The sequence below is a fragment of the Marilutibacter maris genome, assembly GCF_003233695.1.
Classification (GTDB): Bacteria; Pseudomonadota; Gammaproteobacteria; order Xanthomonadales; family Xanthomonadaceae; genus Marilutibacter; species Marilutibacter maris.
Map to the genome: position 1 here is coordinate 3,622,676 of NZ_CP029843.1, position 24,181 is coordinate 3,646,856.

Annotated in this window: 25 protein-coding genes and 2 tRNA genes; 10 read left to right on the forward strand and 17 right to left on the reverse strand. The window is 69.5% G+C overall.

Annotation, left to right across the window (positions count from 1 at the left end; translation table 11 throughout):
• Nucleotides 1-4: 4 nt before the first annotated feature.
• The 3 genes from C9I47_RS15640 to C9I47_RS15650 all read right to left on the reverse strand — a co-directional run bounded on the left by C9I47_RS15640 (nt 5) and on the right by C9I47_RS15650 (nt 2,795).
• Entirely contained in the window at nt 5-1,078 is a 1,074-nt protein-coding gene (locus C9I47_RS15640) for an NAD(P)-dependent alcohol dehydrogenase (RefSeq protein ID WP_111267587.1), read from the reverse strand.
• A gap of 113 nt (nt 1,079-1,191) precedes the next feature.
• Nucleotides 1,192-1,992 carry a transporter gene (locus tag C9I47_RS15645; protein ID WP_111267588.1) on the reverse strand — a complete coding sequence of 267 codons (801 nt, stop codon included), beginning with the start codon at nt 1,990-1,992 and terminating at the stop codon, nt 1,192-1,194.
• A gap of 74 nt (nt 1,993-2,066) precedes the next feature.
• Complete coding sequence (locus tag C9I47_RS15650; protein ID WP_111267589.1) at nt 2,067-2,795, reverse strand: hypothetical protein; 729 nt, start codon at nt 2,793-2,795, stop codon at nt 2,067-2,069.
• Between the two features lie 265 nt (nt 2,796-3,060).
• Here C9I47_RS15650 and C9I47_RS15655 point away from each other — a divergent pair, with 265 nt between their 5' ends.
• A complete protein-coding gene (locus C9I47_RS15655; RefSeq protein WP_111268185.1) occupies nt 3,061-3,543 on the forward strand; it encodes a YajQ family cyclic di-GMP-binding protein in 483 nt (160 codons plus the stop codon).
• Between the two features lie 49 nt (nt 3,544-3,592).
• Nucleotides 3,593-4,147 (forward strand): DUF1415 domain-containing protein, encoded by a 555-nt coding sequence (locus C9I47_RS15660; RefSeq protein ID WP_111267590.1) that lies wholly within the window; start codon nt 3,593-3,595, stop codon nt 4,145-4,147.
• Between the two features lie 402 nt (nt 4,148-4,549).
• Here C9I47_RS15660 and C9I47_RS15665 read toward each other — a convergent pair whose 3' ends face one another.
• The 5 genes from C9I47_RS15665 to C9I47_RS15685 form a co-directional block, all read right to left on the reverse strand.
• The gene (locus C9I47_RS15665) at nt 4,550-5,257 is read right to left on the reverse strand and encodes an HAD family hydrolase (protein WP_111267591.1); all 708 of its coding nucleotides are present in this window, start codon (nt 5,255-5,257) and stop codon (nt 4,550-4,552) included.
• A complete protein-coding gene (locus C9I47_RS15670) occupies nt 5,257-5,964 on the reverse strand; it encodes a pseudouridine synthase (RefSeq protein ID WP_111267592.1) in 708 nt (235 codons plus the stop codon). The genes C9I47_RS15665 and C9I47_RS15670 overlap by 1 nt, the downstream gene beginning before the upstream one ends.
• Nucleotides 5,961-7,019 carry a class I SAM-dependent methyltransferase gene (locus tag C9I47_RS15675; RefSeq protein ID WP_111267593.1) on the reverse strand — a complete coding sequence of 353 codons (1,059 nt, stop codon included), beginning with the start codon at nt 7,017-7,019 and terminating at the stop codon, nt 5,961-5,963. The genes C9I47_RS15670 and C9I47_RS15675 overlap by 4 nt, the downstream gene beginning before the upstream one ends.
• 80 nt (nt 7,020-7,099) lie before the next feature.
• The gene (locus C9I47_RS15680) at nt 7,100-9,607 is read right to left on the reverse strand and encodes an ABC transporter permease (RefSeq protein ID WP_111267594.1); all 2,508 of its coding nucleotides are present in this window, start codon (nt 9,605-9,607) and stop codon (nt 7,100-7,102) included.
• Nucleotides 9,604-10,338: an ABC transporter ATP-binding protein gene (locus C9I47_RS15685; RefSeq protein ID WP_111268186.1), complete on the reverse strand. Its 735-nt coding sequence runs from the start codon at nt 10,336-10,338 to the stop codon at nt 9,604-9,606. Before C9I47_RS15685 ends, C9I47_RS15680 begins: the two co-directional genes overlap by 4 nt.
• Nucleotides 10,339-10,482: 144 nt before the next feature.
• Here C9I47_RS15685 and C9I47_RS15690 point away from each other — a divergent pair, with 144 nt between their 5' ends.
• Nucleotides 10,483-11,103 carry an arylesterase gene (locus tag C9I47_RS15690; RefSeq protein ID WP_317616524.1) on the forward strand — a complete coding sequence of 207 codons (621 nt, stop codon included), beginning with the start codon at nt 10,483-10,485 and terminating at the stop codon, nt 11,101-11,103.
• A gap of 51 nt (nt 11,104-11,154) precedes the next feature.
• On the opposite strand, the gene C9I47_RS15695 is transcribed toward C9I47_RS15690, so the two are convergent.
• From C9I47_RS15695 to C9I47_RS15730, 8 genes are all read right to left on the reverse strand, one after another.
• On the reverse strand, nt 11,155-11,934 hold the full coding sequence (locus tag C9I47_RS15695; protein WP_170288291.1) for a Crp/Fnr family transcriptional regulator: 780 nt from the start codon (nt 11,932-11,934) through the stop codon (nt 11,155-11,157).
• Nucleotides 11,935-12,321: 387 nt separating this feature from the next.
• Nucleotides 12,322-12,663, reverse strand: a complete 342-nt coding sequence (locus C9I47_RS15700) for a RebB family R body protein (RefSeq protein WP_111267596.1) — start codon at nt 12,661-12,663, stop codon at nt 12,322-12,324.
• Between the two features lie 116 nt (nt 12,664-12,779).
• Nucleotides 12,780-13,100 carry a RebB family R body protein gene (locus C9I47_RS15705; protein WP_111267597.1) on the reverse strand — a complete coding sequence of 107 codons (321 nt, stop codon included), beginning with the start codon at nt 13,098-13,100 and terminating at the stop codon, nt 12,780-12,782.
• Nucleotides 13,101-13,219: 119 nt separating this feature from the next.
• Nucleotides 13,220-13,816: a hypothetical protein gene (locus C9I47_RS15710; RefSeq protein ID WP_111267598.1), complete on the reverse strand. Its 597-nt coding sequence runs from the start codon at nt 13,814-13,816 to the stop codon at nt 13,220-13,222.
• Nucleotides 13,817-13,898: 82 nt separating this feature from the next.
• Nucleotides 13,899-14,627, reverse strand: a complete 729-nt coding sequence (locus C9I47_RS18030) for a hypothetical protein (RefSeq protein ID WP_111267599.1) — start codon at nt 14,625-14,627, stop codon at nt 13,899-13,901.
• Between the two features lie 64 nt (nt 14,628-14,691).
• Nucleotides 14,692-14,928: a RebB family R body protein gene (locus C9I47_RS15720; RefSeq protein ID WP_111267600.1), complete on the reverse strand. Its 237-nt coding sequence runs from the start codon at nt 14,926-14,928 to the stop codon at nt 14,692-14,694.
• 162 nt (nt 14,929-15,090) lie between these two features.
• A complete protein-coding gene (locus C9I47_RS15725; protein ID WP_211371874.1) occupies nt 15,091-15,294 on the reverse strand; it encodes a hypothetical protein in 204 nt (67 codons plus the stop codon).
• Between the two features lie 116 nt (nt 15,295-15,410).
• Nucleotides 15,411-15,944 carry an RNA polymerase sigma factor gene (locus tag C9I47_RS15730; RefSeq protein WP_223250181.1) on the reverse strand — a complete coding sequence of 178 codons (534 nt, stop codon included), beginning with the start codon at nt 15,942-15,944 and terminating at the stop codon, nt 15,411-15,413.
• 249 nt (nt 15,945-16,193) lie between these two features.
• Here C9I47_RS15730 and C9I47_RS18110 point away from each other — a divergent pair, with 249 nt between their 5' ends.
• From C9I47_RS18110 to C9I47_RS15755, 6 genes are all read left to right on the forward strand, one after another.
• Nucleotides 16,194-16,325 (forward strand): hypothetical protein, encoded by a 132-nt coding sequence (locus C9I47_RS18110; protein ID WP_262982906.1) that lies wholly within the window; start codon nt 16,194-16,196, stop codon nt 16,323-16,325.
• Between the two features lie 394 nt (nt 16,326-16,719).
• A tRNA-OTHER gene (locus C9I47_RS15735) sits at nt 16,720-16,789 on the forward strand.
• Nucleotides 16,788-16,861, forward strand: a tRNA-Leu gene (locus tag C9I47_RS15740). Before C9I47_RS15735 ends, C9I47_RS15740 begins: the two co-directional genes overlap by 2 nt.
• A gap of 398 nt (nt 16,862-17,259) precedes the next feature.
• Nucleotides 17,260-18,405 carry a slipin family protein gene (locus tag C9I47_RS15745; protein WP_111267603.1) on the forward strand — a complete coding sequence of 382 codons (1,146 nt, stop codon included), beginning with the start codon at nt 17,260-17,262 and terminating at the stop codon, nt 18,403-18,405.
• Nucleotides 18,406-18,463: 58 nt separating this feature from the next.
• Nucleotides 18,464-19,702 carry an RtcB family protein gene (locus tag C9I47_RS15750; RefSeq protein WP_111267604.1) on the forward strand — a complete coding sequence of 413 codons (1,239 nt, stop codon included), beginning with the start codon at nt 18,464-18,466 and terminating at the stop codon, nt 19,700-19,702.
• A 184-nt stretch (nt 19,703-19,886) separates the two neighbouring features.
• A complete protein-coding gene (locus tag C9I47_RS15755) occupies nt 19,887-20,180 on the forward strand; it encodes a DUF3247 family protein (RefSeq protein WP_111267605.1) in 294 nt (97 codons plus the stop codon).
• 15 nt (nt 20,181-20,195) lie between these two features.
• Here the strand turns inward: C9I47_RS15755 and C9I47_RS15760 are convergent, their stop codons facing one another.
• Nucleotides 20,196-20,858 carry a DsbA family oxidoreductase gene (locus tag C9I47_RS15760; RefSeq protein ID WP_111267606.1) on the reverse strand — a complete coding sequence of 221 codons (663 nt, stop codon included), beginning with the start codon at nt 20,856-20,858 and terminating at the stop codon, nt 20,196-20,198.
• Between the two features lie 141 nt (nt 20,859-20,999).
• Here C9I47_RS15760 and C9I47_RS15765 point away from each other — a divergent pair, with 141 nt between their 5' ends.
• On the forward strand, nt 21,000-23,978 hold the full coding sequence (locus C9I47_RS15765) for a DUF748 domain-containing protein (RefSeq protein WP_190238533.1): 2,979 nt from the start codon (nt 21,000-21,002) through the stop codon (nt 23,976-23,978).
• The last annotated feature ends 203 nt before the right edge of the window (nt 23,979-24,181 follow it).

Here is a 24,181-nt window from a genome sequence, read left to right on the forward strand (position 1 = left end):
CGCCTCAGCCCTCGCCGCGCAGGCTGGCGATGTCGATCACGAAGCGGTAGCGCACGTCGCCGCGCAGCATCCGCTCATAGGCGTCGTTGATGCCGTCGATGTCGATCAGCTCGATGTCCGCGGCGATGCCGTGCTCGGCGCAGAAGTCCAGCATTTCCTGGGTTTCGCGGATGCCGCCGATCATCGAGCCGGCCAGGCGTCGGCGCTTGGAGATCAGCGCGCCGGCGGCGACCGGTGCCGGCACCTCGGGAATGCCCAGCAGCACCATGGTGCCGTCGACCTTGAGCAGCCCCAGGTAGGCGTTGTAGTCGTGCTCGGCCGATACCGTGTCGACGATCATGTCGAAGCGCCGGGCATGGCTCTTGAACACCTCGCCGTCGCCGGTCGCGGCGAAGTCGTGCGCGCCCAGCGCGGCCGCATCCGCACGCTTGGACTCGGAGGTGCTGAGCACGGTGACCTCGGCGCCCATCGCCGCGGCGATCTTGACCGCCATGTGGCCCAGGCCGCCCAGGCCGACCACCGCGACCCGGTCGCCGGGCTTGACCTGGAAATGCTTCAGCGGCGAATAGGTGGTGATGCCGGCGCACAGCAGCGGCGCCGCGCGTTCCAGCGGGATGCCGTCGGGCACCCGCAACACGTAGGCCTCGTCGACGGTGATCCGGGTCGAATAGCCGCCATAGGTCGGCCGCGAACGGTCGAAGCGGTGTTCGGCGTCGCGCTCGTAACTGTTGTAGGTGCCGCTCATGCCGAAGTCGCAATACTGCTCCTCGCCGGCCTCGCACTGCGGACAGCTGCGGCAGGAGTCGACGAAGCAGCCGACGCCGACGGTGTCGCCGACCCGGTAACGGCTCACCGCGTCGCCGACGGCCGCGACCCGGCCGACGATCTCGTGGCCCGGCACCATCGGGAAGATCGAACCGCCCCACTCGTCGCGGGCCTGATGGATGTCGGAATGGCAGACGCCGCAATAGAGGATGTCGATCAGGACCTCGCTCGGACCCGGCTCACGGCGTTCGACCGAGAACGGCACCAGCGGCGATTTCGCATCCAGGGCGGCATAGGCGGGAGTCTTGTCCATCGTGGCGCTCTCGAGGGGGTAGGTCCTCAAGACTAGCGCCCGCGACGGGCGGCGCAATGGCGGGATGCGCTCCCGCCATTGCCGGCGAAACAACGGGCCAGGTTCGCGGTCGATCAGAACCCGCGGGTGAGGCTGACACCGCCGCCCCAGTCCGGGCTGCCGTCGGACAGGCCGGCGACACCGTACAACTGGATCCGGGTGCTCTCGCCGGCGTTCAGGGCATAGAAGGCGGTGACCTCGCTGCGCGGGTCGTAGCCGTCGGAAGCTGCCTGGCGGTAGTCGTAGATCAGCCCGAGGTTGCCGCCGCCGGCACGCCAGCTGACCCCGAGGTTGGCGTTGGCGACGGCATCCACGTCGATGTAGTCCGAATCGCCGAGCCAGGTGTAGCCGACGCCGCCGAACAGCAGTGCGCTGCCGACCTGGCGATACAGGTCGACGGCAACGCCGTAGTCGTTGGCGCCGGTTCCCAGCCCCTTGTCCTCATCGGCGGTGGCCAGCTTGAAGTTGCCGGTCAGGTCCAGCCCCAGGTCCGAACCGGTGTCGACGCTGTAGATCGCCGCCAGCCGCAGGTCGCCGATCCCGGAAGCGGCGCCGCTCTCGGCCGGCGCGGTGGTACCGCCGCCGCCGTTGCCGCGCCCGCGACCGCGGCCGTTTGGGTTGCCGTTGTCGACCCCACCCAGGCCGGGCAGCACGTTCGGGTCGCCGTCGACCCGGACCCACGGCAGACTGGCCTTGAACGACCAGTCGCCGCGGGTATAGCGCGCGGTGAACGGCACCGACAGGATCGTGGTGGTGGTATCGCTGTCGTAGTCGCCGCTGCTGTAGTCGACGCCGACACCGAGTTTGAGGCCGTCCGCGGCCTGCGCACCGGCGGACATCGCGACCAGCGCAAAGAACAGGATGGAACGCTTCATCTGGACTCCTGGAAGAATGGGCACGACGACGGGCGCCCCGCGCGGGGACGCCCGTCATGCACTACACGGTTGGATCAGCGGCCGCCGCGCTCGGGGCGCTCGGGGCGCTGCGGACGCTCGGGCTTTTCAGGCCGCTCGGGCCGTTCGGCACGTTCCGGACGCACGGGTCGCTCCGGGCGCTCGGCGCGGGCGACCCGCTCGGGCTTGCCGCCACCGCGCTCGACCCGCGTCGATGCGCGTGCCGCGGCGTGTTCGCTGCGATTGCCGGCACTGACCAGCGCGCCGAGCTTGAAGCCCAGCTCGTTGGCGATCTGGCCCCAGCCCATGTGGTCGGCGCGCATCGCCAGCACACCGCCCTCGACCGTGGTCACCGAGCTGCCGTCGTCCTGGACGACGGTGGTCTCGATGCCGGTGAGGGCCGACTGCAGGTCGGGCGCGTTGCCGGAGTCGATCAGCGCTCCGGCCAGCGACAGGCTGATATTGACCTCGCCCCAGCCCATCGGGCCGTTGGGATTGGCGATGGTCCGTTCGACCGTCGTGGTCGAGGTGGTTCCGTCGGGATTTTCCGTGGTGACTTCCTCGACGACGACGAAATCGCCGCCTTCGCGCAGGTTGTCGACCAGGATGCCGGCCGCTTCCGGCGATCCGGCCAGATCGGTGTAGCGCTCGACCAGCTTGGAGCGGGGCACGCTCGCGTCCTGGATGATGGCGTCATCGCCGGCGTCCTGTGCCAAGGCAGTGGGGCCGGCCAGCGCGAACGCGATGGCCAGCGGGAGGATCAGATGGATTTTCTGCAGGCGCATGGAATTTTCCTTCGAAGGCTGCTTTCGGACGTTCAGGCTTCATCGGGACGGCGCCGCGCAAGCGGGGGAAGCGACGCACGCCCCGCCGGAAAGCTGGCACAGGCGTGACCGCGCTACCCGCGCGTGGACTGAACGACGCGCGGGAGTGTGACTGCGGCCGCATTCGGCAAACCTGTAAGTTCCTGCAGGGCAAGGGAAATGCCGCTCATCGGCGAATCCGGCCACGGTGCGTTAATCTGTGCGGCCCGTCACCACGCTGCGCGCCATGCCTTCCTTCGACATCGTCTCCGAAGTAGACAGCCACGAACTCACCAACGCCGTCGACCAGGCCAACCGCGAGCTCGGCAACCGCTTCGACTTCAAGGGCGTCGACGCGAAGTTCGCCCTCGACGAGGCGGTGATCACCCAGTCCGCGCCCAGCGACTTCCAGCTCAAGCAGATGGCCGACATCCTCAACGCGCGCCTGATCGCCCGTGGCATCGACGCCCGTGCGCTGGAGTTCGGAGAGATCGAGACCAATCTGGCCGGCGCGCGCCAGAAGATCACCGTCAGGCAGGGCATCGACCGGGAGATGGCGAAGAAGATCCAGGCCGCGATCAAGGCTTCGAAGATCAAGGTCGACTCGCAGATCAACGGCGACAAACTGCGCGTCAACGGCAAGAAGCGCGACGACCTGCAGGCCGCCATCGCGCTGCTGAAGGGCGGCGAGTTCGAGCTGCCGCTGCAGTTCGACAATTTCCGCGACTGATGCCGCCAGTGCCGGCGATCCGACCTTGCCGGGGACGCGGCCCACGCCCATGAGCGCGGCGCCGGAAACCACGCCCGAGGCGATCATCGAGACCCGGCGCTGGCTGGAGCGGGCGGTGATCGGCCTCAACCTGTGCCCGTTCGCCAAGGCCGTGCACGCCAAGCGCCAGATCCGCTACGTGCTCAGTCCCGCGCAGACCCCCGAGGCGCTGCTGGAACAACTGGCCGACGAGCTGCGCCTGCTGCACGCCACCGATGCCGACACGGTCGACACCACCTTGCTGGTGCATCCGCAGGTGCTGCGCGACTTTCTCGACTTCAACGACTTTCTCGACGCCGCCGATGCGCTGGTCGCCGAACTGGGACTGGAGGGCGAGATCCAGGTCGCCAGCTTCCACCCCGACTACCAGTTCGCCGGCACCGATCCGGACGAGATCGGCAATTTCACCAACCGCGCGCCGTACCCGACCCTGCACCTGCTGCGCGAGGCCAGCATCGACCGCGCGGTCGCCGCCTACCCGGACCCGGACGTGATCGTCGAGCGCAATATCGCCACCCTGGAGAAGCTCGGCGTCGACGGCTGGCGCGAGTTGCTGAAGCCCTGACGCCCCCAAGGCACCAGGGCCTTCCCAGGAAAGCCCCATCGCGGCTTACGCCGCTCCTACGAAAAGCATTCATCTGTCTCATGATCCCAGCCCCCTGAGTGAGGGGGCGATTCGCGCGCAGCGCGAATGGGGGTGTGGCAGCGCAACGGTGGGGCCCAAGGTTTGCGCAGCAAACTTTGGGAGATATCCGCGCGCAGCCGGATATCGTTCCCCCTGAGTCAGGGGGCGATTCGTGCCGCAGGCACGAATGGGGGTGTGGCAGCGCAACGGCGGGGCCCGAGGTCTGCGCAGCAAACCTTGGGAGATTCCCGGGCGCAGCCCGGGGATCGCGGCGTAAGCCGCGAGGGCCTTACCGTTGGCGCCTCATCACCCCTCGCACCGCTCCCGCGGGTTCCGGGCAGGTCAGGCCAGCGCGGGTGCGATCAGCGCGCGCGCCTCGTCGAGGCTGGCGACGATGCGGTGGCCGAGCGCGCGCACCGCGGCGTCGGGCGCGACCAGGTCCGGGACCTGGATCGGGGTCATCCCCGCCGCCAGCGCCGCGCGCACGCCCGGCACCGAGTCCTCCAGCACCACGCAGCGCGCCGGCTCGACCCCCAGCCGCGCGGCGGCGAGCAGGTAGATGTCCGGTGCCGGCTTGGATTCGCGGACCTCGTCGCCGGTGACCACGGTGACGAAGTAGCGCTGCAGGTCGCAGCGTTCGAGCTTCTGTTCGGTACGCCAGCGGTGGGTCGAGGTCACCACCGCGCGCGCCAGGCCGATGCCTTCGACCCAATCCAGGATGCGCCGTGTGCCGGGGCGCAGCGGCAACCCCGCCTCCACCCGGGCGCCGTAGAGTGCTCCCAGACGCGCGGTCAGCGCCTCGGCCTGGTCGGTGCGCAGGCGGTCGTGCAGCATTTGTCGGCAGACCTTGTCGGACAGGCCGATCATCGACAGCCACAGCGCGTCGTCCAGCGCCAGTTGCAGCTCGGCCGCGGACTGGCGCCAGCATTCAAGCAGGGTGCGCTCGCTCTCGATCATCAGGCCGTCCATGTCGAACAGCACCGCCGCCGGGCGGAAGCCGATCGCGGGCGGCGGGGCCGCAGCCGTGATCTCGTCGCTGCGGGTATCCATCAGGGGTCGTCTCCGAACAGTCGGTCCAGGTCGGCCGCGTGCAACGGACGCCATTGCCCCTCGCCCAGATCGCCGAGCTCGAGGCCTCCGATGCGGCTGCGGTGCAGCGCCTCGACGTGGTTGCCGACCGCGGCGAACATCCGCCGCACCTGGTGGTAGCGGCCCTCGGTCAGGCTCAGTCGCGCATGCCGTGGCGCCAGTGCCTGCAGCGTCGCCGGCGCCAGCGGCGTGGTCTCCGATTCCAGCATCAGGCCGCCGCTGGCGAAGGTCGCGCCCTCGTCGCCGCGCAGATCGCCGGCCAATCGCGCCTCGTAGACCTTGGCCAGCTTCGATTTCGGCGAAATGATCCGGTGCAGCAGGGCGCCGTCGTCGGTCATCAGCAGCAGGCCGCTGGTCTCGCGATCGAGCCGGCCGACCGGCGACAACGCCGGCGAACGCAGACGGAAACGCGGCGGCAGCAGGTCGAACACGATCCGGCCCGGGTCGCGGGTGGAGCAGGTGTAGCCGGTCGGCTTGTGCAACATCAGCACCAGCCCGGCCGGCGGGTCCAGCGGCTCGCCGTCGATGCGCACGTCGGCGTGGCCAACCTTGTCGTCGGCATACAGCACCTCGCCGTCGGGGTCGGTGATGCGGCCCTCGCGGAACATCAACGCGACCTGCTTGCGACTGCCATAGCCGAGGTTGGCGATCAGGCGGACCAGCTTCATCGTCCGCGCCCCCGCGCCTTCACCGCCTCCACCACCTTGAAGCCATCGCGCTGCGCGTGCACCCGGATCTCGCCGAACGAGGCGTCCAGCGTCTGCTCGTAGGGCAGATGACGGTTGGCGACCATCCACAGGTGCCCGCCCGGACGCAGCGCCTCGGCGGCGACCTGGATGAAGCGGCGGCCGATGTCCGGACGCTCGCCGCGGCCCTGGCCGTGGAACGGCGGGTTCATCACGATGGTGTCGAAACCGCCGGCCACGCCGGCGGTCACGTCGTGCCAGTGGAAGCCGACCGGCACCCGCGCGTCGGCGAGGTTGCGGCGGGCCAGCGCCAGCGCGCGCGCCTCGGCCTCGTACAGTTCCAGCGATTCGATCCCCGGGCAGCGCTCCAGCACGGCCTTCGCCAGCACGCCGATGCCGGCGCCCAGGTCGGCGGCGCGTCCGCGCAGGTCGCCCGGCAGGTGCTCGATCAACAGCGCGGAAGCGGCGTCGACCCGGTCCCAGGCGAACACGCCGGGACGACTGAACAGGCCACCGTCGGCGACTTCGCGGACCGCATCCAGCGCCAGCCATTGCCGCAGCAGCGCGGCATCGGCCGGGCCGTGCAGCGGCGCGGTCCAGAACGCGCGGCATTTGTGTTTGCTCAGCGAGCCGACCGCGCCGGCCAGCAGGCGCAGGTCTTCCTCGGCGGACTTCGCTCCCTCGTTGTTGGGCACGCAGGCGAGCACGCGCCCGCCCGGCGCGCAGGCGGCGACCGCGCGGGCCAGCAGCGCCCGCGACTCGCTGCGCTGGCGCGGCGGCAGCACCAATACCAACGGGTAGCGCTCGGCGCCGTCCCCGTCGGCCTCGCGCAGCGTCAGGCCGGAGCGCTCCAGGCGCTCGGCCTCGGGGCGGAAGCTCTGCTCGCAGACCAGTCCCGGGCGCGGCTGCCGGTGCAGCGGATAGCCGTCGCGCGCGCGCAGGAACAGTGCGCCGCCCTCGGCCGGCCACGACAACGGGCCCGCCTCGAACGGCAACATCAGGGTGGCAAGGGCATCGTCCGCGGCGGCGTCGCGCATGGGCAGGAAGAAAGGCGGGGGAGCGGCGATTCTAAATCGCCGCGACCCCGAGCGCCGCAACGCCGAGGGCCCCCCGTGCCTCAGTTGTCCAGCTCGCGCAGGGTCACCGACGGCGGCGCATCCAGCACCCGGCGGGTCGCGAACAACCCGGCCAGCACCGCCGCGGCGACGCCGATACCCGCGCCGACCGCCGCCATCCGCCAGTCGGGCTGCCACGGCAGATCGAACACCCGGACCGCGATCACCCCCGACAGCAGCGATGCCGCGATCGCCGCGACCGCGCCCGACAGCAGGCCGATCGCGGCGAACTCCGAGGCCTGGGCCAGGCGCAGCTGGCGCCGGCTGCCGCCCAGCGCGCGCATCACCGCGCCTTCCTGCATGCGCTCGTCCTGGCTGGCGGTGACCGCCGCCATCAGCACCAGCACGCCGGCGGCGAGCGAGAAATAGAACACCACCCGGACCACGGTGGAGACCTGGTCGGCGGTGCTGCGGACCTGGTCGAGCACCGCGTCGACGTCGATCACCGACAGGTTCGGGAACGCACGCACCAGCTCGGCGGTGAAGCGGGTCCGCTCCGGCGGCACGCTGACCGCGGTGATGTGGCTGGCCGGGTAGCCGTCCAGCGCGCCCGGCGAGGCGATCACGAAGAAGTTCGGGCGGAAGCTCTCCCAGTCGACGCTGCGCAGGCTGCTGATGGTCGCCTCGAACGGCTGCCCGGCGACGTCGAAGCCGACCCTGTCGCCAATCTCCCAACCCAGGTCGCGGGCGAAGTCCTCTTCGACCGAAAGCTCCGGCGCGGCGACCTCGCCCGACCAGAAACGGCCGTCGGTGACCTGGTTGTCGTCGCGAAGGACCGCCGCGGTCGACAGGTTGAAGGTGCGCTCGGCCATGCGCTCGGCGCGCCCGCCGCGCTCGGCGTAGTCCTCGCCGGTGACCGCCTCGCCGTTGTGCGACACCAGCCGCGCGCGCACCATCGGATACAGGGTCGGCGCGTCGACGCCGCGTTCGGCGATGAAGGCGCGCACCGCATCGAGCTGGTCGTCCTGCACATTGATGATGAAGCGGTTCGGCGCCTCCGCCTGCAACGCAAGCTGCCAGCGGTCGAGCAGGTCGGTACGGACGAAGGTCAGCAGCAGCAAGGCCATCAACCCCAGCCCGAGCGCGGCGACCTGGGCGATGCTGGTGCCGGCATGGCGGCTGACATTGGCCAGCCCGTAGCGCAGGCTGCCGCGCAGGCGACCGCGCAGGCGCCGGACCACGACGATCAACGCCCAGGCCAGCAGCGCCAGCGCCGCGAACGCGGCCAGCAGGCCGCCCAGCATCGCCAGCGCCAGCGTCGCCGAACCGGCCTGCCACCACAGCAGCGCCGCCAGGCCGAGCAGGCCCGACAGCGCGACCAGCCAGGCCGCCGGCTCGACCCGGTCGAGGTCGCGCCGCAGCACCCGCAACGCCGACACCCGCCGCAGCGCCAGCACCGGCGGCGCGCCGAACGCGAACAGGACCACCAGGCCGACCGCGAAGCCGCGCAACACCGGCCACACCGTCGCCGGCGGAATGTCGACCTCCAGCGCGCGCGCCAGCCAGTGGGCGACGCCGGCCTGCAACGCGAACGCCAGCAGCGCACCGGTCGCGCAGGCGGCCAGGCCGAGCATCAGCAGTTCGCCGATGTGGACCGCGGCCAGGGTCCGTTGCTGCGCCCCCAGACAGCGCATCACCGCGCTGCCGGACAAGTGACGCTCGCTGTGGCGGCGCGCGGCCATCGCCACCGCGACCGCCGCCAGCACCACCGACACCAGCGCCGCCAGGCCGAGGAAGCGGCCGGCGCGGTCGAGCGAGGAACGCACCTCCGGACGCGCGTCCTGGATCGTCTGCAGGCGCTGGCCGCGCCCCAGCGCGGGACGCACCGCATCGGTGAACGCCTCGACCGCGCCCGGCGCGCCGGCCACCGCCAACCGGTAGCGGATCCGGCTGCCTTCCTGGACCAGGCCGGTCGCCGGCAGGTCGGCCAGGTTCATGAACACCTTCGGCGCGATGTTGAAGTAGTCGATCGACGCGTCCGGCTCCTGCACCACCAGCGCTTCCAGCCGCAGCCGGCTGTCGCCGACCCCGAGCATGTCGCCGGGGCGGGCATCCAAGCGATCGGCGCCGTTGCGGCTCAGCCACAGGGTGCCCGGCGCGGGACCGCCGGAGGCGCTGCGTTCGACGCCGTCGGCGTCGCGCACGACGAACGCGCCACGCAGCGGATAGCCCTCGCCGAGGGCGTGCAGCTCGCTCAACTGCAGCCGCATGGCCTCGCCCTCGCCGACGCTGACCATGCTGTTGAGCTCCAGCGTCTCGGCACCGCGCAGGCCGTTGCGGCCGACCGCGTCGCGGATCTCCTCGCCGATCGGGGCATCGGCGCGCACCACCGCGTCGCCGCCGAGCAGGCGGTTGGCCTCGATCGCCAGCGCGCGCTCGGCGCGGTCGGTGACGAAACCGACCGAAGTGACCGCCAGCACGGCCAGCACCATCGCCGCGAACAGGATCCGCACGTCGCCCGCGCGCAGGTCGCGGCGCAGTTGGCGCCAGGCAAGCGCGAACGTCCTCATGCGCTCACGCGGAGGTCGTCGGCAACGATGTCGTCGGCAACCAGGCGCCCGCTGTCCAGGCGCAGCCGCCGCCGGCAACGCAGCGCCAGATGGTCGTCGTGGGTGACCAGCACCAGGGTGGTGCCGGCATCGGCATTGAGCTCGAACAGCAGCTCGATCACCGCCTGGCCGGTATGGGTGTCGAGGTTGCCGGTCGGCTCGTCGGCGAACAGCAGCGACGGCCGGGTCACGAAGGCGCGGGCCAGCGCGACGCGCTGCTGCTCGCCACCGGACAGCTGGCGCGGATAGTGCCCGAGCCGCTGGCCGAGCCCGACCTTCTCCAGGATCGCGCGCGCCGGCGCCTCGACCTCGCGGTCGCCGCGCAGCTCCAGCGGCAGCATCACATTCTCCAGCGCGGTCAGCGAAGGCAGCAGCTGGAAACTCTGGAACACGAAGCCGACCTTCTCGCCGCGGACCCGGGCGCGGCCGTCCTCGTCGAGCGCGGACAGCGGCGCACCATCGAGGCTGACCTGGCCGTTGCTGGGCACGTCGAGTCCCGCCATCAGCGACAGCAGGGTGCTCTTGCCCGAGCCCGACGCGCCGACGATCGCGACCGTGTCGCCGTGGGCGACGTCGAAACCGACATCGTCGAGGATGGTCAGCTCGCCGGAGGGCAACGCGACATGCTTGCCCAGCCCGGCGACCTGAAGCGCGAATGAGGCAGGGGTCCGGGGGGCGATGGAATCGGCCATGATCTTCCTTATGCTGGTGTCCGCGATCATCCGACCTCGATCATCGGGAGCATGGATTAAATGTTCTTTAAGACGACGCGCGTGGCTGCCTCCCGATATGCGGCATCGGCACGCCGGGTTCAATGTGCCATCGGCTGGGTGGCGATGCTGTCGATGCTGCTCGCCCTGCCCCTGGCCGCGGCCGCGCAGGGCACCGCCCGCGCCGCGCCCGCGCCCACCCGGACCGTGCTGGTGATGGGCGACTCGCTGTCGGCCGCGCACGGCCTTGCCGCCTCGCAGGGCTGGGTCGCGCTGACCTCGGCCCGGATCGCCACCACCCACCCGGGCTGGAAGCTGGTCAACGCCAGCATCAGCGGCGAGACCACCGCTGGCGGCGCCTCGCGGATCGCCGGCGAGCTGCGGCGGCACCGCCCGTCGGTGGTGGTGATCGAACTGGGCGCCAACGACGGCCTGCGCGGCCTGCCGCTGGCGCAGAGCCGCGCCAACCTCGAGCGCATGATCGAGGCTTCGACGGCGGCCGGCGCGCGCGTGCTGCTGATCGGCATGCGGATGCCGCCCAACCTCGGCCGCGCCTATACCGAGGGCTTCGCCCGCAACTATGCGGAGCTGGCCAAAGCCGACGGACTGGCCTTCGTGCCGTTCCTGCTGGAGCCGATCGCGCTGGACCGTTCCGCGTTCCAGGACGACAACCTGCACCCGGTCGCCGAGGCCCAGCCCCGCCTGCGCGACCACGTGTGGCCGGCGCTGAAGCCGCTGCTGGACTGACCCTGCCGCAGCGATCCGGCCGCACGGCGCGGCCGACCGGGCCGGCGCGGTTCAGGCACGGTCGCCGCCTCTGGCCACCACCGTTCCCGCGCAACGGCAGCCCAGCTGCGCCTTGCAGCGGAACAGGTCGATGTCGTTGATCCTCAGGGTGTTGCGGCGCCGGCTCACCAGCCCGGCCCGGTGCCAGCGCTGGAGCTGGGCGTTGAGCTTGGGACGGCTGGCGTTGATCATCGCCGCGAGGATGCTCTGGGTCGGCGGCAGGGTCACCTCGAAACGATCGGGCGCCGCCGGCGAGGCATCGTCCATGCGATTGAGAAGATGCCGCGCCAAGCGCGACTCCAGTCGATGCAGGCACATGGTCTCGAGGCTGTCGACCGCGCGCCTGAGCCTGGCGCACAGCACCGCGTAGGCCCGCTCGATCATCGCCGGCTCGGCCACCAACGCGCCGAAGTGGCGCCGCGCCAGCACCAGCACGGTGGCAGGACCGTAGGCGACGGTGGTGAAGCTGCGCCGCCCCTGGTCGAGCAGGGCGGTCTCGCCGACGCTCTCGCCGGGGCCGATGCTGTCGACGATCAGCTCCTGCCCTTCGGGCCCGTACAGGATCTTGTAGAGATGGCCGGCGGTCACCACCGCGATGAAGTCGCCGGGATCGCCCTTGAAGAACAAGGTGTCGCCATCCTCGACCCGGCGTTCGACCGCATGCCGCGCGACGTGCCTGACGACACGCTCGGGAACGCCCTCGAAGAAGGCGCTCGCTGCCAGTTGCCGCCCGCGCAGTGCCTCCGCCTCTCCGTCATCGGCCACCCGCACCCGTGAGCGGCCACTACCCATGGAGACGGCCGCCTGCCGATCTTGCGGACGACAACGCGCCCGAGCGCGCTCCGTCCGCCCTGGGATCGACCCCGACCGTTCCGAACCTCGCCCGCACACTCCTCGACGGTTGCGCCGCCTCTGTCGTCGCGTCCATGTCTCCTTCCCCAGTGCTTCTCGATGCCCCTGTTCCGGCCCGCCCGGGGCGGGCCTCATCGCGGTCACGCAAGTGGCGCTCCGGTGCGCCGTGACCGTCGGAGCCGCAATCCGCGCAGGCCCTGTCGCGGCCCACGCTCCGGCTCCTTCGCAAAGGACTGCGCGATACCGGAGCGTTCCGGCATCGCGCAGTTCAGGCCCCGGCCGCTACCGGCCGGTGGACTGTGATGCCCGCCGCTTCGGGCGCCCGGGCTACAGGCCCTTCGACTGCTGCGGGCTGAACGACTTGAGCACCGTCAGCAGGCTGGTCAGGTTGTCGGACACGCCGGTCTGGGCGACCTTCTCGGAAGCGCCCGCCGCGGCGGTGGTGTCGACGCTGTAGATCTGCATCACGCCCTGGTTGGTGGCGGCCTGCGACAGCGAGTTCTGCTGCTGCTGCGCCGACACCGAGTTCTCGAACAGGATGCCGGTCGAGTGCGCCATGGTCTGGTACATCGACGCGATCGCCATCGCCGGCGCTTCGCCGACGATCTTGACGTTCGACTGGGTCACCGCATCGGTGATCTGGTTGTTGACGGAGGTGGGATATGCCATTTGACTTCTCCATGTGTATGGCCATGCCGGCCATGGGAATGACGCTCAAACTCGGGCAGTCAGGCCATCGCCCTCCTGCCCGGGTCGCTCAGCCTCGGCTGATCAGACCTGACCGGTCAGCGGAATGCGTTGAGCACGGTCAAGAGACTGGTCAGGTTGTCCGCCACGCCGGTCTGCGCGACCTTCTCGGTGGCGCCGGCGGCGGCGGTGGTGTCGAGGGTGTAGATCTGCATCACGCCCTGGTTGGAGGCGGCCTGCGACAGCGTGTTCTGCTGCTGCTGCGCCGACACGGCGTTCTCGAACAGGATGCCGGTCGAGTGCGCCATGGTCTGGTAGATCGAACTCATTGCGATGGCCGGGGCCTCGCCCACGACCTTGACGTTCGACTGGGTGACTGCATCGGTGATCTGGTCGTTGACCGCGGTAGGGAATGCCATTGCTTCGACTCCTCTTGGGGTTATGCACGGCCGTTGCCGTACGTTTCAAAAAACGTCGTCACCGGAGCTTTGTGAAACACACTCGACGCATTTCTCCGGTGCCGCCGCGGCCCTGGGAGTCAGGACCCGCGGCCCGTGCCCGAGCCGCCCTTGCGGCCCTTTGCGGACGACTTCCCGGCCTGCGGGGCGGGCTCGGGCACAGGCTCGGCGGCAGGCGTTTCGGGGGTCGCCTGCACAGGCTCGGCGGACGCGCCCGGCAACGCCGCGAGCGCCTGCTCGAGTTGCTGCGCCAGCGCGCCGAAGCGCGACTGGAACAGCGACTCGACTTCCTTCTTGACCAGGTTGGCCAGTCGGTCCGCGATCTGCGTCATCAGCACGTGGCTGTTCGAGGACGCCTGGCCCGGCTGCAGCCGCGACGGTCGCAGCGCCCCCAGGTCCTCGGCCTTCTCCAGCACCTGCAACAACGCATGGGTCTCGCTGTCGGCTCCCGCGCCGGCGCGCGCGAGGTGATTGGCCGCTTCCTCGCGGACCCGGGACAGGGTCTCGTCGATCGTCTGCTGCCCCGACTTCACCGCATCGACGACCAGCCTGACCGGATCGGTGTCGCCCGGATCCGGTGGTGCGATGCTCATGCCGCTTGCGACCAGGCTGTCGAGCGTCTCGCGCTCGGCCTCGGTCAGCGCGCGTTTGAGATAGCGCTCGGAGAACTCCAGCACCGCGTTTCGCAGCGGGCCGGCGGCGGCCGCGGGCGGCGGCGACCCTCCCTCGTCGTGCGTCGGTGGCGGCGCCCCGCTGCGCTCAGCCCTTGTCACGACGATTCGCCAGCAGGTCGGCGTACTTGGCGATGCTCTGATCGATCCTGTCGATCGCGAAGCTCGCCGATTCCGCCTCCATTGCACCCGCGGCCGCCGCCACCGCGGCGGCGGCCCCCATCATCACGTCGGTCGCGAGCACGCCTACCGCGTCCTCGGCCGCCTTCTCCAGTTGCTGACTGACCAGGGCCTCGGTCATGTCCTTCAACAGCACGCCCTGGCTGGCCAGGGCCAACTTGCTGACCCCGTCGAAATACGCGGCCGCCGACTGCGCGACCAGGCCCGCCGCCTGACTGATCATCATGTCCGGGCCGATCGCGATCTGCGAAGGCGCATAGGACGTGGTCTCGGCATTGCTCAACTGCACGGCCTGCACGATCTGGGGATTCAGTGCCGTGGTCGCCGGGGTCGACGCCTGGCTGAGCAGGCGGTCGGTCATCTGGCCCAGGGTCGATCGCGGCGGCGTGGCGCCACGGCCCGAACCGGAGCCGGAGCCGGAGCCGGAGCCGCCAGTAGCGTGGTTGGCACCGGTCGCGGCCGCGGCGTCTGCGCCCGTGTCCGCGCCATCGGCATCCGCGGGCGTGTCCGCGCCGGCGTCGCCATCCGTCGCCTGGGTGTCGCCCTCATCGGCCGCCGCTCCCGGCGCTGCCGTGGCCGCGACCGAAGCGGCGGACGCGGGCCGGGGCTTGTTCTTGCGTCTGTTCCAGAACGCCATCGAGGTTACCTCGCTGTCGCGGGTTCAGGGATGGAGGCGGCAGCAAGCGCGCCCGCGACCGCGGTCATGGCTTTTCTCCGATCGCCATGATCAGCGTCGCGGCCTTGGACACCACCGCGTTCGAAATCTGGTTGAGCGCCTGTTGGCTGTGCACCGCGTTCTGCAGCGACAGTCCGGTCGAGTGGCTCGATACCTGGTAGAGCGCTGCGATCGCCTGCGCCGGCGCCTCCGCTACGACCTTGACGTTGGTCTGGGTGACGGCATCGGTGATCTGCGAGTTGACGGGCACGGGGTCGGCCATGGCGCAATCCTTGGTTCGGGGCGGGATTTGAAAGGTGTTTGATATGGGAAGAACGCATCGGGCAAGAAGCGGTCGACGCGCAATCGATCAACCGATACGCGCCGACCCTGCTTCAACTGGAACGCCGGCCGGCATTCGCTGTGAACGCGAAGTCGCACCCGCTCATATCTCGACCGCGGTGCTGGACTTGGGCTTGCCCTGCGAGCTCATGTACTTGCCCTTTTCGACATCGTCGACGGGTACGTCGTAGGTCTCGGCATAGGTCTTCACCGCATCGGTGGTGAACTTGCCCGACTCGGTATGACTGACGTGCGGCTGGCTCTGCTTGCGGTAGTACTGGATGGTGGGATGAAGGCCTTCACTCATCGTCTGGGTCATGTAGAGCGCCATATCGATCTCCCTGTCATGGAAACGGAGGTGGGGCCGTCGCTGGGACCCCTGCACAGGAACGCGGCAGCGACGACGATGTGAAGCACTCCCGCTCAGGAGGCCTCCTGCCGCCGTCCCCGCAATCGTGCGCGCAACAGCTGCACCCGCTTGCGCGCCAACGCCTCGCTGACCTGCAACTGCTCGGCGATCACCGGATACGAGAGCTCCTCGACGAACCTCATTCCGAACAGCTGCCGTTGCTCGCGGGTCAATCGCTTCACCGCCGACACCACACTGTCCAGCTGTTCGTGAAGCTCCAGCCGCTGCGTCTGCGACAGCGCCAACGACCCGGACGCATGGGTGTGCTCGTCCTGCACATCGGCGCTCTCGTCGATGACCGCGCGCTCCCGCGACTGCCGGCGGACGCTGTCGAGAAATACGTGGCGCAGCACGACGAACAGGAATCCGTCGGGATCGGTCATGGCTTCGGGGGATCGGCGCATGAACATCAACGCCTTGATCGCGGTGGCGGACATCAGGTCGTCCGCGCGGTCCGCGTGGCCTTCGGCCAGGCGCCTGGCGCGCCTTAGCAGCTCAGGTCTGGTCCGGTTCCATGCCTCGATGAACATGCGGTCCTCGGCACGCATGCCATCGTTTCGGGATACGCGATCCTGCATCGGCAACACTCCATGTCACGTCGCTGATCGCGAGTCTGCGCAGGCCGGCGCCGGGAACTCTGTCACCTGGGTGACACACCGTGGGAAGCGCCGTCCGCCGCTGGTGCCCGACGAGCGGCGCTTGCATGTGGAGAATCAGCGGCGTATCGTTCGCGGCCTTGTCGACGCGCACCCGTTCGACAGATTTCTTCTCAAACACTCCTGCAAGGCTTCGTTTCCATGAATTCCGCCAAGCACATCGATAACGGCTTCGCGCTGCGGCCCAACGGCCTCGGCAGCGGCAGTTGCGTGCAAGGCGACTTCGTTCGATCGATCGAAGCACGGCGCGAACTGCCGCCCTTGCAGGACTGATCTCCCAACGGGAGGTCGGTCACCCCGACCTCCCGAGGAACGCGAACGCCCTCGGGTCTCCAACCCGGGGGTGTTTTGTTTCTGGCGTTCGCAAGGGAGCCTTCACCCCTCAAACGATCATCGCGATTGCATCGCGTCTTCCCGAAGCATCCGTATCGCCGTCAATGCAGGCCGATGCGAGGCGGGGAATGCCGTGAAGCGCTTTGCGCTGGGCCTGGATGCTTCGGCCCGGGCGGCGATGCGGTGCGATCGCACAACGGATTGGCGCTTGTTTCAGGCGCCAATGCGGAACGTCATTCAGACGGATTCCTGCGGTACGGGTTCCAAGGCCCGTCCGGTGCGCGCGGCGTTGCCGTGGCGTATGCCCGAATCCGCGAGGAGGCGTTCCGGAATGGAAACGCTGGCTCAAGGGGAGAGCGCGGCCGATGCCGAGGTTACGGGTTCGAGTCCCGTGCGTTTCGCCACTGGATAGCTCAGATGGGTAGAGCGTCGGATTCAGATTCCGATTGTCGCGGGTTCAAATCCCGCTCCGGTATACGACCTGTCGTGTCGTTGCTACAGGGACGCAAGTCCCATCCAGGAAACACCCCCTGCCAGGCGTGCGAACACGATGCCCCGCGCATCGCGGGAGCACGCCAGGCAGCGGTGAAGTCGTCGGGCCCGGGCCCTTAGGGCGGTCCGGCGACGAGGCGGAACCATGCGACAGCGGCACCGTCGCGTGGCGACGCATCGTCGCCCGCCGTCGAAAGCGCTCCGGCTCCGCGGCTCCAGCGTCGGGGGTGTTTCCACTTATTTGTCCTGCGCACCCGTGCGCAGAACCCCGCGCATCCGTGTGCGGATCTTTCAATGAAGCCTTTGCGCATCCGTGCGCGGCGGCAACCGGTCCCCCGCCCTCAAGCGGACCGGAACACCAGAGCCAACAAGGAGAATTCCGATGTTCTGGACCAAGAGGGTCGTGATCGGTGATGGCGAGCGCGGCCTGGTGTATCGCAACCGTCAGTTCGATCAGGTGCTGGTCGCCGGCGTATATCGCTTTTCCGACCCGTTCGGCCGAATCGAGGTGAAAACCTTCAACATCGCCGCACCCGAATACTGCGGCCACGACGTCGACATCCTGATCGCCCGCCTCGGCGCGCGCCTGGACGAGGTGTTCGTGCATGTCGACCTCGGTGCCGACGAGATCGGCCTGGTGATGAGGAACGGCAAGCTCGAGGACGTGCTCGCTCCGGGTTCGCGTCGCCTGTACTGGCGCGGCCTGGTCGACGTGGCGGTCGAGCGGGTGTCGCTGGCCGACGGCCTCGAACTGCGCGACGACGTACGGATGCGTCTGCGTCAGCTCGGCATGCTGTCGAACACGGCGACGTCGAAGGCGCTCATGGTCGAGGTTCCGGCCGAGTTCGCCGGCCTGTTGTTCGTCGACGGCAGGTTGTCGCGCGTGCTCGAGGCGGGCAGCTACGCATTCTGGAACTTCCGCAAGAACGTTGTCGCCCAGGTCATCGACCTGCGCGTACAGTCGGTGGAGGTCTCCGGCCAGGAGCTGTTGACCCGCGACAAGGTCAGCCTGCGCGTCAACCTCGCCGCCAGCACCCGCATCACCGACCCGGTCGCGGCCGTGACCCGCGTCGCCAAGCACGGCGACTACGTCTACCGCGAGCTGCAGTACGGCTTGCGCAAGGCGGTCGCGGCCAAGACGCTCGACGAGCTGCTCGGCGACAAGGCGTCGCTGGACGCGGACATCTTCGCCTACGTGCGAGGCCGTGTCGGCGAGCTCGGAACCGAGGTGCTCGGGGTCGGCGTCAAGGACGTGATCCTGCCGGGCGAGATGAAGGACATCCTCAACAGCGTCGTGCAGGCGGAGAAGTCGGCCCAGGCCAACGTGATCCGCCGTCGCGAGGAGGCGAACGCCACGCGCTCGCTGCTGAACACCGCGAAGCTGATCGAGGACAACCCGGTGCTCATGCGCCTCAAGGAACTGGAGGCGCTGGAGAAGGTGACCGAGAAGGTCGGTTCGATGACCGTGTTCGGTGGCCTGGAGGGTGTGATGAAGCAGCTGGTGAGCCTGAAGGCGCCGGCGCAGTAGCAAGCTCCGCGTCGCGAACGGATTCGCGATGCGGAGTCATTCATGAAGGGAATTCAAGATGAACACTTTGAACGACAACGCACAAGCCGGCTTCGAGCTGCTCCACGCCGAGGGCGCCACCACCCCGATCAAGGGCTGGGTGCACGGCGTGCCGCTGGAGGATCAGGCCCACCGCCAGTTGCAGAACATCGCCGAGCTTCCGTTCGTCGGCCCCTGGGTCGCGGTGATGCCGGACGTGCACCTGGGCAAGGGCGCGACGGTCGGCTCGGTCGTGCCCACCCGTGGCGCGATCATCCCGGCCGCGGTCGGCGTCGACATCGGCTGCGGCATGGCCGCGGTGCGGACCACGCTGACCGCCAACGACCTGCCCGACGATCTGGCGCTGCTGCGCAACTCGATCGAGCGCAGCGTGCCGGTCGGCAACGGCCCCGGCGGCAACCACCGGCGCGTGCCCGACAGCGTCGGCACCCTGCTGACGCGATCCGGGCTGGTCGAGCGGCTGGCGCACATCCGCGAGAAGCACCCGAAGATCCGGCCCGACCGCATCGACGTGCAGGCCGGCACCCTCGGCGGCGGCAACCACTTCATCGAGATCTGCCTCGACGAGGCCGACTCGGTGTGGGTGATGCTGCACTCCGGATCGCGCGGCACCGGCAACCTGGTCGGCACCTACTTCATCGAGCAGGCCCGGCGCCAGCTGGAGAAGCGGGTGCTCGGCTACCACCTGCCCGACAAGGACCTGGCTTTCTTCCTGGAGGGCGAGGCGCTGTTCGACGACTACGTCGAGGCGGTGTCGTGGGCGCAGGACTACGCCCGGATCAACCGCGAGGCGATGATGGCGCGGGTGCTGCACGAGATGCGTCACCGCCTGCCCAAGTTCAAGCTCGACCGGATGGCGGTGAACTGCCACCACAACTACGTGCAGCGCGAGCAGCACGGAGGCGAGTCGCTGCTGGTGACCCGCAAGGGCGCGGTCAGCGCGCGCGAGGGCGAGTTGGGCATCATCCCCGGCAGCATGGGGACGCGCAGCTACATCGTGCGCGGCAAGGGCAACGCGGACAGCTTCCACAGCTGCAGCCACGGCGCCGGCCGGGTCATGAGCCGTACCGCCGCGCGTCGCAGCATCACCCTCAAGCAGCACCGCGAGGCCACCGCCCACGTCGAGTGCCGCAAGGACCAGGGGGTGATCGACGAGTCGCCGGCGGCCTACAAGTCGATCGACGCGGTGATGGCCGCGCAGACCGACCTGGTCGAGGTCGTGCATACGCTTCGCCAGGTGGTCTGCATCAAGGGCTGATTCCAGGAGTCGGCCCCAGGTGCCGATCCGCATCGGCGACACCGCCAGGCCGCTCCTCCGGGAGCGGCCTTTTTTTTTTGCGTCCGGCCTCCACGCCGCACTGGCAAGGGACGTCTTCACCGGCACATGGCGCGCGCCGCGCTAGCCTCTGCGCTTCGCACCCGCCATCGGCAAGGAGTCCACGATGGGCAAGACCGCCGAACGCATCCACACCGACCGCGCCGAGATCGCACGTCTGGAGTCGCTGATCGCGCGCCTGCCCAACGATGCCCATGTCGAGCTGACCCTCGACGACGGCGACGTGGTTCGCGGCACCGTCGCCGCACGGCCGACCGTGCAGGTGTTCGAGGACGGCCACGGCAACGAAGGCCTGAACGCCCTGGTGCGGCTGGAGGAAGTGGCCTTCGATGCGGCGCGCACGCCGCGCGACATCTGGGTCGACCGGATCGTCAGGATCGTGCAGCTCCCCGAGCTCTGAGCGCCCGGGGCGCGCTCAGGCGGTGTGCGCCAGCTTCGCCAACTGCCGCAGCGCCTGCTCGAACACCTCGACCGGCTGACCGCCCTGGACCAGGTGCTGGTCGTCGAAGATCACCGACGGCACCGCCTGGATGCCGCGCCCGGCGTACAGCCGCTGCTGCCGGCGCACCGCCTCGGCATGCGCATCCGAGGCCAGCACCGCGCGCGCGGCGTCGGCATCCAGACCGATCCCGGCGGCGACCTCGACCAGCACGTCGTGCGAGGACATGTCGCGTCCCTCGCCGTGATAGGCGTGCAGCAGCGCGTGCTTCAACGCGCGTTGGCGGTCCGCGGACTGCGCGCCGGCCCAGTCCAGCAGGCGGTGCGCGTCGAAGGTGTTGTAGACGCGGGTACGCTCGCCGAACGTGAATCCGACCGCCTCGCCACGCTCGCGCAGCAGCTCGCGGTTGCGCGCCAGTTGCTCCGGCGACAGTCCGTACTTGGCGGCCAGGTGCTCGGCGGCATCCTCGCCTTCCGGCGCCATCTGCGGGTTCAGTTCGAACGGCTGGAAATGCAGCTCGACCGCGACCTCGTCGCCGACCCGTTCGATCGCCCGCTCCAGCGCGTTCAGGCCGATCGCGCACCACGGGCAGGTGACGTCGGAAACGAAATCGATGCGGATCGCAGCAGCCGTTGACATATGAAGACTCCGTGAAGGGTTCGACCGGCACCGCGTGGCACCGTACCGGCTATGTGAGGGCGCCGCCCTCCTCCCGCAATGGCAGTCGCCGCCGACCCATGCCCGCCCTGGCCGGGTCGGACTCCTGGGGATGCGTGCGCGATGGGACTGATCCGCAAACCGTGGTTCTTCATTCCCGCCCTGCTGGCGCTGGCCCTGGGCCTGTATGCGGCCGCCGGGTTCTGGCTGGCGCCCAAGCTGGTGCGCTCGCAGGCCACCGCCTTCGTCCACGACGAGCTCGGCAAGTCGCTGCGCCTGGGCGAGATCCGCACCCATCCGTTCAAGCTCACCCTCGAGGTTTCCGATATCGCGATCGCCGATGCCGATGGCGGCAAGCCACTGCTCGCCGCCGACCGGCTGTTCGTCGATCTGGAGGCATCGTCGCTGTGGCAGCGCAGCTGGAACTTCCGCGAGGTCAGCCTGGTGGGGCCGTACGCCGATGCCCGGATCGGACCCGACGGCACGCTCAACCTGGCCGAGCTGATCCCCGAATCCGAGCCGACCGACGAGCCGTTGCCGATGCTCTGGCTGCAGGCGCTCTCGGTCGCCGGCGGCCGCATCGACTTCGCCGACCACAGCAGGACGCTGGAGCCGAGCAAGACCCTGGCACCGATCGACTTCACGCTCAGCCACTTCCGTACCACTCCCGAGGGCGGCGGCTTTCGCCTCAGCACCGCCAGTGCCGAGAGCGAGCGCCTGGACTGGAATGGCCAGCTGTCGCTGGAGCCGCTCAAGTCCGATGGCCACTTCGAGGTCGGCGGCCTCCTGGCCACCAGCGTGTACGCATTCTTCAGCGACGAACTGCCGCTGCAGCTGAGCGCCGGCCGCTTCGACCTGACCGGCGACTACCGCTTCGAGGCGGTGCCCGGGCAGGGTCTGCGACTGGAGGTCAGCCTGCCACGGATCGACGCCGGCGAACTGGCGTTGCGGGCCAAGGGCGTCGACAGCGACTGGGTGACCTTGACCTCGGCAAGCGTCGCCGACACCCGCCTGGCGTGGCCGGCACGCCAGGTCGACGTCGCTTCGGCGCAGGTGCAGGGACTGAAGGCGAGCCTGTGGCGCGAAGCCGACGGTCATCTGAATCTCGAACGCCTGCTCGCTCCGTCCGCCGCAGCGGCTGCCCCGGCGACCCTGCCCGCAACCATGGCGGCCACCACCACGGGCACCGGCGCCCAGGGCGCGACGGCCGAACCGTCCACCACGACCGTGTCGTCGGCGGCGCCCGCCGCCGACGATACCTGGCGTTTCGAGCTTGGCGAACTGCGACTGGAACAGGGCGAGGTCGATTTCGAGGACCGCACGATCGCGCCCGCCGCGCGCTTCCGGCTCGCGCCGCTGGCACTGACCGCGCAGCCGATCAGCCTCGACATGAGCCGCCCGGTCGGCATCCAGCTGCAGGCCACGGTCAACCAGGCCGCTCCGCTGCGGGTCAGCGGCGAGGTGGTGCCGGACACCGTCACCGCGACCCTGCAGGTCGAGATCGACACGCTGCCGATCGCCCAGGTCCGCGGCTACCTGCCGGCCCTGCCCAGCCTGCAGCTGCGCTCGGGCAGCGCCGGAGCCCGCGGCGAACTGTCCCTGCAACCTCAGTCGGAGTCCGGGCCCTGGCTGCGGTTTTCCGGCGGCGCGACCGTCTCCGACTTCGACCTGATCGAGGCGCGCAACAGGCGCCGGTTCCTGTCCTGGCAACGTCTCGATGTCGACGGGCTTGAATTCAGTGCCGGGCCGGACACGTTGAAGGTGCGCACGGTACGGGCGACCCGTCCGTATGCACGGGTGGTGATCGCCGAGGATCGCTCGATCAACCTGGCAACGATGTTCGGCGAGGACGGGGGATCGTCCGCGCCGGCCCCCTCCGGCGGATCGATGCCGATCCGGATCGGCCGGCTGCAACTGGCACAGGGCACGATGAGCTTCGCCGACTTCTCGATCGACCCGAACTTCCAGGCCGAGATCCAGGCCCTGCGCGGATCGGTCACCGGGCTGTCGACCGCCGCCGACAGCCGCGCCCGGATCGACCTGCAGGGCCATGTGGTCAACCGCTTCTCGCCGGTGCGGATCACCGGCGAGACCAACATCGCCGCCTGGGACCGGCACACCGACGTGGAGATGGCGTTCGAGAACATCGAACTGCCGATCTTCAACCCCTATTCGGGACGCTGGGCCGGCTACGCGATTTCCAAGGGCAAGCTCAGCACCGAGCTGCACTACCGGATCGACGACCGCGCCTTGGTCGCCGACCACCATGTCGTCATCAACCAGCTCGAGTGGGGAGGCGCCACCGACAGCGAAGACAAGGTGTCGTTGCCGATCCGCCTGGCCACGGCGCTGCTCAAGGATCGCAACGGCGTGATCGATCTCGAACTGCCGGTCAGCGGCACCCTCGACGATCCCGAGTTCCGGATCGGCCCGGTGGTCTGGCAGATCATCAAGAACCTCATCGTCAAGGTGGTGACCGCGCCGTTCGCCTTCCTCGGCTCGCTGTTCGAAGGCGCCGAGGACGCGCGCTACGTCGACTTCGCCCCCGGCTCGGCGGAACTGCCGACGGACGCCGCCGGCGCCCTGGCGGCGCTGGCCAAGGGACTGAACGACCGCCCGGCGCTGAATCTCGACATTCCCGCCGGCGCCGCCGGCGCGGCCGATGCCCAGGCCCTGCAGGAACAACGCTTCATGGCCGCGCTGGCGCAGGCCAACGGCAACACCGCCGAAGGCAGCGCCTTCGACTATGCCGGCATGGAACCCGGCGACCGGCTCGACCTGCTGGAGGACCTGTACCGGCAGAGCACCGGCGAAAGGCCGGAGCCCCCGGAAGTCGCCAAGGAGGCGTTGGCGGAGCAGTCGTGGTCCGAGCGCCGCGCCAGCCGGCGCGAGGCCGACATCGCCTGGCTGGAGGGCGAACTGCGGCCCCGCTACGCGGTGGCGGAGAACGAGCTGCTGCAACTGGGGCAGGCGCGCGCGGTGGCGATCCAGGCGGCCCTGCTCGCCGACGGCAATCTCGACCCGACCCGGGTGTTCCTGGCCTCGTCGCTGCAGGCCGCCGAACACGAAGGCCGGATGCGGGTCGAGCTGCAGCTGAAGTAGAAGCGCAAGCGGCGACGACACGTTCACCGCAAGAATTGATCGCGGCTCACGCCGCTCCTACAGGGGGAACGATATCCGGCTGCGCGCGGATATCTCCCAAAGTTTGCTGCGCAAACCTTGGGCCCCGCCGTTGGCTCATGAGGTAGACAAACGCTCTTCGTAGGAGCGGCGTGAGCCGCGATGGGGCGTTCATGGGAAGGCTT